The organism is Niallia endozanthoxylica, assembly GCF_008710145.1.
Classification (GTDB): Bacteria; Bacillota; Bacilli; order Bacillales; family Cytobacillaceae; genus Bacillus_BD; species Bacillus_BD endozanthoxylica.
On sequence record NZ_VYKL01000014.1, the window covers coordinates 148276 to 156205 of the forward strand.

The window sequence follows — 7930 nt, forward strand, 5'->3', positions numbered from 1 at the left end:
GATTAATTATAGAAGAATCTATAATACTATCTCTATCTCCTAACCAAAAGTAATTGGCAGTTCGTTTAACGATCTAAATCCCATTAATTTTCGCCACGAAGGTTCAGAAGATATTAGCTTCGGATTGTCCATCTGCTGCAACAGGGTTTGTATCGCAATTTGTGCTTCTAAACGTGCCAACGGAGCACCTAAACAAAAATGCGTACCATATCCAAATGCAAGATGATGGTTAGGGTTTCTTGTGAGGTCAAGTACATGCGCATCAGCAAATTGATTATGATCTCGGTTCGCAGCACCTAAAAGAAGATACACCTGATCACCCTCTTTAATCCTTGTCTGATTTATTTCAATATCCTCTGATGCAACCCGAGCAAGCATTTGGGTTGGACTTTCGTACCGTAAAAACTCCTCTACAGCATGTCCTATCAACGATGGGTTTTCCTTTAGCAGCTTCATCTGTTGTGGATGTTTTAATAAGGTAAGAATCGAATTACCAATCAAATTCACCGTTGTTTCATGACCAGCAATCACAATCAAAATACAGGTTGCCAATAGTTCCTCGTCTGATAACCAATCTCCTTCCTGTTCTTCTTTTATTAACAGGCTGATAAGGTCATCCCCGGGACTTTCTTTCCTTTTTGTGATTAACTCTTTAAAGTAATCCCTTAATATCATGGTTATGTGATTCCCGTTTTCTAAAGTCTTTCTCGAACGGGTAAAATCAATGGTTTGGATTAAGCTTACTGTCCATTCTCTAAATTGCGACAGATCTTCTTTGGGAACTCCAACTATTTTCGCAATCACGAGACTTGCTAAAGGAAAAGCAAAATCAGAGATGACATTCATTGATTTCCGATGTTGAACGTGTTGAAGCAGATTGTTTACCGTTTCTTGGATATCTGGACGAAGCTGTTCCACCATTCTCGGTGTAAATACATTACTAACGAGAAACCGTAACCGCTTATGGTCTGGTTGATTTTTAAAAACCATCATGCTATTTTGGATATTTTTGAGCTGCTCATATCTTTTTGAAGTCTGAGGCAGAGGCATGCGATTTTTAAATCGAGTATCTTTCAGAATCGTTAGCACTTCCTGATACCCTGTCACATACCAGCCTGGATTTTTTAATAGATTCCCGTGATAGATTGGGTGAATGGATCGAAGCTTTTCATAAAATGGATAGGGGTTTTGGAAGAACTCAGAATCAGTAAATGAAAGTGATATAGTTTGGTTTAAAATCGTTGTCATGTTAGCCTCCTGTCATACAATCACAATCCGTATACAGAGATGGTGGGACCCATCTCTGTATACTATTAAACTTATTTTTCCGCTGCTAAACTGGCTTTCATTTCTTCTACTGACTCTACTTCGAAACCTAAGTCGCGTAACATTTTTTCATCTTCTGTTTCTTCTTGTCCAGCTGTAGTTAAGTAATCTCCAACGAAGATCGAATTAGCTGCATATAGCGCTAGTGGTTGCAGCGAACCAAGGTTGACTTCACGCCCGCCTGAAACGCGAATTTCCTTTGTTGGATTAATAAAACGAAATAGTGCTAATACTTTCAAACAATACAACGGATTTAATTCTTTCACTCCCTGTAGCGGTGTACCATCAATCGCATGAAGGAAATTAACCGGAATGGAATCGGCATCAAGTGCCTTTAAACTATTCGCCATATCAACTACATCTTGCTTCGTTTCTCTCATGCCGACAATAACACCTGAACATGGAGACATACCCGCTTCTTTTACCGTTTCCACCGTACCGACGCGATCATCGTATGTATGTGAAGTGGTGATGTTTGCATGATTACTCGCTGAGGTATTGATATTATGATTATAACGGTCTACTCCAACTTCTTTTAACCGCTTTGCTTGTTCTGGCTTTAAAATTCCAAGACAGGCACAAACTTTCATTCCATACGTTCCCTTGATTTCTTTTACTGCTTCTACCACATGATCGATTTCTTTATTAGATGGCCCCCTGCCGCTGGCAACAATACAATACGTTCCGACATTTAAATCATAGGCACGCTTTGCTCCTTCAAGAATCGTATCCTTGTCTACCATTCTATAAGTATCAATCGGCGCTGTAGAAATAGAAGATTGCGAGCAATAGCCACAGTTTTCCGGACATAACCCAGATTTTGTATTGATGATCATATTAAGCTTTACTTTTTTCCCATAATAGTGTCTTCTTATTTTAAAAGCCGAATGCATAAGTAATAGGACGTCATCATCTGGACATTCCAAAATGGCAAGTGCCTCTTCATTTGTGATTGCTTTCCCTTCTAATACTCCATCTGCAAGTTCCATCCATTTATTCATTTTCCTGCCTCCAATTATTTTATTAGTAATGTCACGTCAATGTGATCTTCTACCATTTTTACTATGTTTTCTTTTGTGATTTCTTTTAGTTTAGGTGTGATTCCTAATATAGGTACACGACAAAACTCTTCAATTAATGCCGGATTTGTTTTTTCGGCTAGTTCAGGAGGATCATTGATCCCGTTTATTACGATTCCTGCAATGGTTAGACCTTGACTCTTTGCGTATTGAACCGTTAGATAAATATGATTAAATGTCCCAAGATTTGGCCGGGCTACAATGACAATGGGCAGCTGTAAAGCTTTTATCAAGTCACTAACGAAGAAGCCTTCACCTAATGGCACTGAAATACCTCCAGCACCTTCAACGATGAAAAATTCATGTTTTTCTTTAATCCTCTCCCAATGATTTATTATCTCGTCTATTCTGACGCTCTTCCCTTCCAGCTTTCCAGCTACATATGGAGCAAGCGGTTCTTTAAATGCAAAAGGAGTAATTTCTTCACGAGATAAAGGCGTTTGAGACAATTCCTTCAACAGACTTGTATCACTTGCCGGATCATCACGGGTAATCCCGCTTAACAATGGTTTAAATACACCAACATCAATCTCTTTTTCTTTTAATACTGCAGCAAGTCCGCTGGATATGATTGTTTTTCCAACATCTGTATCTGTTCCAGTTACAAAAAAACCCTTCATCCTATCATGTTCAACTCTTTTCCAATGAAATGAAAGCACTCTAACAAGTAATCTATTTCTTTTGAATCATGGGCGGAGGTAACGGTTAATCGGATTCGGCTCTCTCCATTTGGTACAGTAGGCGGACGAATCGCAGGTGCGTATATTCCGTTCGCCTGAAGCTTTTCTGCAAACATGACAGCCTCTCTGGGATCACCGATAATCACAGGAATAATCGGTGTTTGATCTCCCTTGACCATATAACCCATTTCTACTAAACCATTTTTCACCTTTTTTATATTCGAAAATAACCGCTGACGTTTTTCAGTGCTTTCTTCCATCCTTTCCAATGCAGCATAGGAAGCAGCACAAATCGACGGCGGCATGGCCGTTTGAAAAATAAAGGTTCTCGCATGATTAAGCAGAAAATCAATCAACACCTTTGATCCCGCAACAAAACCGCCTTCCGTTCCAACAGCTTTACTCAAGGTTCCAATGACCACATCAGGGTAGACACCGAAGTATTCACTTGTTCCTCTGCCGTTTTCCCCCAAAACACCTGTAGCATGTGCATCATCAACAATTACGCAGGCATCATACTGCTTTGCTATATGGATGATTTTATCAAGAGGCGCAATGGTTCCATCCATACTAAAAACGCCATCAGTGACAATAAACCGCCGTCTATAGGAAATCGTTTGCCTCAATTTCCCCTCGAGATCATTCATATCAATATGCTTATATACAACGGTTTTCGCTTTTGAAAGCCGGCATCCATCGATAATACTTGCATGATTGAATTGATCACTTAAGATCACATCCCCTGCCTCAGGTAAGGAAGATAGCACGCCGACATTGGCTAAAAATCCGCTGGAAAACAGAAGGGCTGCCTCCATTTGCTTAAAGCGGGCAATTTTTTTTTCCAGCTTTTGATGCCAATCTGTATGGCCTGTCGTTAACCTTGAGCCGCTGCTTCCGACGCCAAATTCGTCCATGGCTTTTTTGGCTGCATCAACTAAGCGCTGGTCGTTCGCAAGCCCTAAGTAATTATTAGATGAAAAAACGATCTGTCTCTGACCATCAATGAGCCTCTCAGGTAAAGGAGCTGTATTCATGGTCCGCAGCCTTCGATACAAACCAGCTTCTTTTGTTTCGTCCATTCTCTGGCCTAACCATTCATCGAGTACCAACTTCTTTCACCCCATTTGTGACCTCAATAATCGCTTCTTTCAAGATATTGACCATTACTTTCAGTTCTTCCTTTGTACTTACATGTGGAGGCATAAAGACAATCACATCGCCAAGCGGCCTTGTTAGCATGCCAAGCTCTCTCATTTTTAACGTAGTGTGATAGCCTACTCGTTTTTCGGCAGGAAAAGGTTCGTTTGTTTCCTTTGAGTAAACGAGCTCAATCCCACACATAAAACCTAGCTGCCTAATATCTCCAACGTGCGGAAGCAATTTCAGCTCTTCTAGAAGTAAATGGAGATACTCCGACTTTTCCGCTACTTTTTCTACAAGGTTTTCCCTTTCAAATAAACGTAAATTTTCTAAGGCAACGGCACAGCCAAGCTGATTTCCTGTATATGAATGGCCGTGGAACAAGGTTTTTAACTTGTTGTAGTCATCATAGAAGGCTTGGTAGATGTCTTCTGTTGCTAATGTAGCTGCAATGGGCAAATAGCCTCCAGTAATTCCTTTTCCAACGGCCATTAAATCCGGCTGAACTCCCTCATGTTCACAAGCAAACATTTTCCCCGTACGCCCAAAGCCGGTAGCTACTTCATCCACAATCATTAAAACATCATATTTTGAACAAAGTTCACGTACACCAGACAAAAAACCTTCTGGCATGACTATCATCCCGCCAGCCCCTTGGACCATGGATTCAATGGTAAGTGCAGCAATTTCTTGATGCTTTTCAACCAGCAGCTTTTCAAGAATAGCTAAGCATTCATCACGGCATTGGACAGGATTGCCACTTTTAGAATGGTAGACATCAGGGATTGGTGCTTTAAAGCTCTCAAACATTAATGGTCCGTACACGTGATGATAAAGATCAATGGAACCAATGCTGACAGTTCCAATCGTATCGCCATGATAGCCATTTTTCATCGCAATAAATTTTTGCTTTTCCGGTCTCTCTATGTTCTTCCAATATTGAAAGGCCATCTTAAGCGCAATTTCCATTGCCTCTGCGCCACTATCTGAATAAAAGACGCGTGTTAGCTTTTCAGGACTTATTTCGATTAGCTTTTCAGCAAGCTCTGTTGCCGGAACATTTGTCATTCCTAAAAGGGTAGAATGGGCTATTTTATCAAGCTGTTTCTTAATCGCTTCATCTAATTCTTTTTTACGGTGGCCATGGACATTTAGCCATAGAGCTGAAAATCCATCATAATATTCCTTGCCGTCCACATCTTTTACTTTTATTCCATTTCCACTCTCAATAACGATTGGGTTTTCATCATAGTCCTTCATCTGAGTGAATGGTAACCAAAGGTATTTTTTACTTTTTTCTATTAACTCGTGTGACATGCCTTTTCCTCCCATTGAACAAATATCGGCTGTTTTTCTAGGTATTCTATGTATGATGCAAGATCACTTAAACCATCCACAAAAAAGATTCGGCAACCGCGTTCATCACCATATTCTTTTAGTTTCGTAATACGCTGATAGCCTAGTCTTTTACTGGCAACATAACCTGTGATATATTCCGGATCATCGGACCAGCATAGTTCTGCTACAGTAGCGGGATGGGCACACACCTTTGCAGCCAGCACAAGCGCTTCCCTCATTCTTTGACTTCGAGTCAATTGGTAATGCTCAGCCCATTTTTCAAAATTGGCTGTTAACCAGTCCATTCTTGAAACCCTGATCCCCTTCTCATTTCGATCATCAATTCGTAAACCAGAACGGATATCAAACAAAATGGCTCCTCTTAGTTCGGAAAATTCAGTTATTAATTCATATGCCTTGTCAATACTTTCTGTCGGAACTCCCGCTTGCTCTAAAAGTTTCCGGGCAGCAGATTGTCCTTCCTCAACAGATGACGCTTCATAGGTTCTAACTGGTAATGGCTTTAATACTTTTATCGGCTCTTCAATCTTTTCAAACTGAATTTGCATAAAATCTGGGTTACCTCTTGAATGTGATAACGCTTTTTCTAGCAAGACATTAACCATACTTTTTAAATCAGTATAAGTGGAAATTTGTTCCCCACCAGAAATATGCTTTCCACCTTGTTCATGAGGCCCGTTCTGAGATGCTCTCATTCTTACACTATAGTATTTTTCCTCTAGCAAGATTTCTACCATCCTTTCATTTTCTCAACATCCTTATCGGCGGAAAAGCGGTGTTGATATTTATACATTCCTTTTGACTTTGCAATTACAGTCATCGTTTTCTTCTGAATGGACTTTTGTATAATTCAAACAAGAATATGGAATCTACTCATAATTACCTGTTGAACCTCTTACATTCGTTTATTAAATAAATCCTTTTTATATGTTAACTTATTTTTTATAATAGTTAACATATAAAATAGTAAATAATATTGTTTATTTTGTCAATGTTTTAATTAGTATAGAAACTTCTCTATTTTTTTCAAATTGGAAGAGCTATTTTAAAAGAGAAAAATTTAGTAATGAAAACGGATAGCTGTTGTCGTAGTGTAAGAAATAAAAATATGCCTACATAAATACATATGTAATTATGTAGGCGGAATTAGTCATACAACTCGGTTCTACTGTTGTCATATGACCATTTAGGAGAGGGTACATAGCGATTTTTGTGATTTGTTCTTCTTAATCAGCTGCTTTTATCCATAATTGCTGGTCACAAATGAAGGCAGCTATGAGCGGAGTTTCTGTATAAACCCTCGTTTAATGATCATTTCATCCCCTTAGGTCAGACCCTGTGCACTAAGACTGCACAGACTAGAACCATCTTTTCCTAATCAGCCAAATAAGAGTTCCGATGCTCAGGAGACCGGTAATTATATAAAAAGGGTTAAAGGATTTCGAAGCGCCTTCTTTCTCGACCGACTTTGAGTGAGCGATTTGCTTTTCACTACTGGCCTCGTTTCCTTCAGAATCGTTTTCGGGAAAAATAGTGGCAAGATTAATTTCTTCGTAATCTTCCGGATCAGATCGATATAAAGGATTCCTTCCTTCAGTTGAAGTATTTGAATTGGATTTTACATGCGTCTGTTCCTTTGACTGCGATGTTGAATTGGATGTTGATGGTGAATCTGGCTGCTGTTGTGGATTTGGTTCTACTTCTGGTTTGGGTTTGGATTCTGGTACCGGTTCAGGTATTGGATTAGGTGTTGGCGCAGGTTCTGGCGTCGGTCCAGGCTCTGGTGTTGGCGCGGGCTCTGGTGTTGGTGCAGGCTCTGGTGTTGGTGCAGGCTCTGGTGTTGGCGCGGGTTCTGGTGTTGGCGCGGGTTCTGGTGTTGGCGCGGGTTCTGGTGTCGGCGCGGGTTCTGGTGTCGGTGCGGGCTCTGGTGTCGGCACGGGCTCTGGTGTTGGCGCAGGTATTTGTGCTTGTTCAGTTGCTGGCAGGGGTTCTGGCTCGGGTGTTACATTCGGGCTTGAAATGGCTGCATATACAGGATGATTTCGGCTATGTAACCCAAAGCTTCCTAACACTAATATTATTATTGTCATGGACCAATATAGACTTTTTCTTAAGATGTTTGATCTTAATTTCATACGCATAGCAAAGGTCTACCTCCTGTTCTTTATTAGAATCATCAAACGGCTCCATTGTTAGTTTAACAGAACAAAGGAGACGAAACTACTCAGAGCATATAAAGACAGACCACTTTTTTTAGAAAGAAATACATAAAGTGAAACTTCCATCAGTGGGGTTTTTTCCATCCCCCACTGATGGTTAGTTGAGGCCCACAGGATGTGGGTCACA

7 protein-coding genes are annotated in these 7930 nt (G+C 40.3%); 1 reads left to right on the plus strand and 6 read right to left on the minus strand.

The genetic code is table 11. The features are described 5' to 3' along the window. Positions 1-39: 39 nt before the first annotated feature. The 6 genes from F4V44_RS07090 to bioW form a co-directional block, all read right to left on the minus strand. A complete protein-coding gene (locus F4V44_RS07090; protein ID WP_150439297.1) occupies positions 40-1248 on the minus strand; it encodes a cytochrome P450 in 1209 nt (402 codons plus the stop codon). 71 nt (positions 1249-1319) lie between these two features. Further along, positions 1320-2327 (minus strand): biotin synthase BioB, encoded by a 1008-nt coding sequence (gene bioB / locus F4V44_RS07095; RefSeq protein ID WP_150439298.1) that lies wholly within the window; start codon positions 2325-2327, stop codon positions 1320-1322. Between the two features lie 14 nt (positions 2328-2341). Then, positions 2342-3025: a dethiobiotin synthase gene (gene bioD, locus F4V44_RS07100; protein ID WP_150439299.1), complete on the minus strand. Its 684-nt coding sequence runs from the start codon at positions 3023-3025 to the stop codon at positions 2342-2344. Next, positions 3022-4194 (minus strand): 8-amino-7-oxononanoate synthase, encoded by a 1173-nt coding sequence (gene bioF / locus F4V44_RS07105; protein WP_150439300.1) that lies wholly within the window; start codon positions 4192-4194, stop codon positions 3022-3024. Before bioF ends, bioD begins: the two co-directional genes overlap by 4 nt. Then, on the minus strand, positions 4181-5542 hold the full coding sequence (gene bioA, locus F4V44_RS07110; protein WP_150439301.1) for an adenosylmethionine--8-amino-7-oxononanoate transaminase: 1362 nt from the start codon (positions 5540-5542) through the stop codon (positions 4181-4183). The genes bioF and bioA overlap by 14 nt, the downstream gene beginning before the upstream one ends. Then, positions 5527-6321 carry a 6-carboxyhexanoate--CoA ligase gene (bioW, locus tag F4V44_RS07115; RefSeq protein ID WP_396897485.1) on the minus strand — a complete coding sequence of 265 codons (795 nt, stop codon included), beginning with the start codon at positions 6319-6321 and terminating at the stop codon, positions 5527-5529. The genes bioA and bioW overlap by 16 nt, the downstream gene beginning before the upstream one ends. A gap of 874 nt (positions 6322-7195) precedes the next feature. Between bioW and F4V44_RS07120 the strand changes: the two genes are divergently transcribed. Further along, positions 7196-7624, plus strand: coding sequence for a hypothetical protein (locus F4V44_RS07120; protein ID WP_150439303.1), 429 nt, complete (start codon positions 7196-7198; stop codon positions 7622-7624). The last annotated feature ends 306 nt before the right edge of the window (positions 7625-7930 follow it).

Excerpts from the sequence above, each read along its gene's own strand:
- bioA (WP_150439301.1), bottom strand. The coding sequence starts at position 5,542 with ATGTCACACGAGTTAATAGAAAAAAGTAAAAAATACCTTTGGTTACCA.
- bioD (WP_150439299.1), bottom strand. The coding sequence starts at position 3,025 with ATGAAGGGTTTTTTTGTAACTGGAACAGATACAGATGTTGGAAAAACA.
- F4V44_RS07090 (WP_150439297.1), bottom strand. The coding sequence starts at position 1,248 with ATGACAACGATTTTAAACCAAACTATATCACTTTCATTTACTGATTCT.
- bioW (WP_396897485.1), bottom strand. The coding sequence starts at position 6,321 with ATGGTAGAAATCTTGCTAGAGGAAAAATACTATAGTGTAAGAATGAGA.
- bioB (WP_150439298.1), bottom strand. The coding sequence starts at position 2,327 with ATGAATAAATGGATGGAACTTGCAGATGGAGTATTAGAAGGGAAAGCA.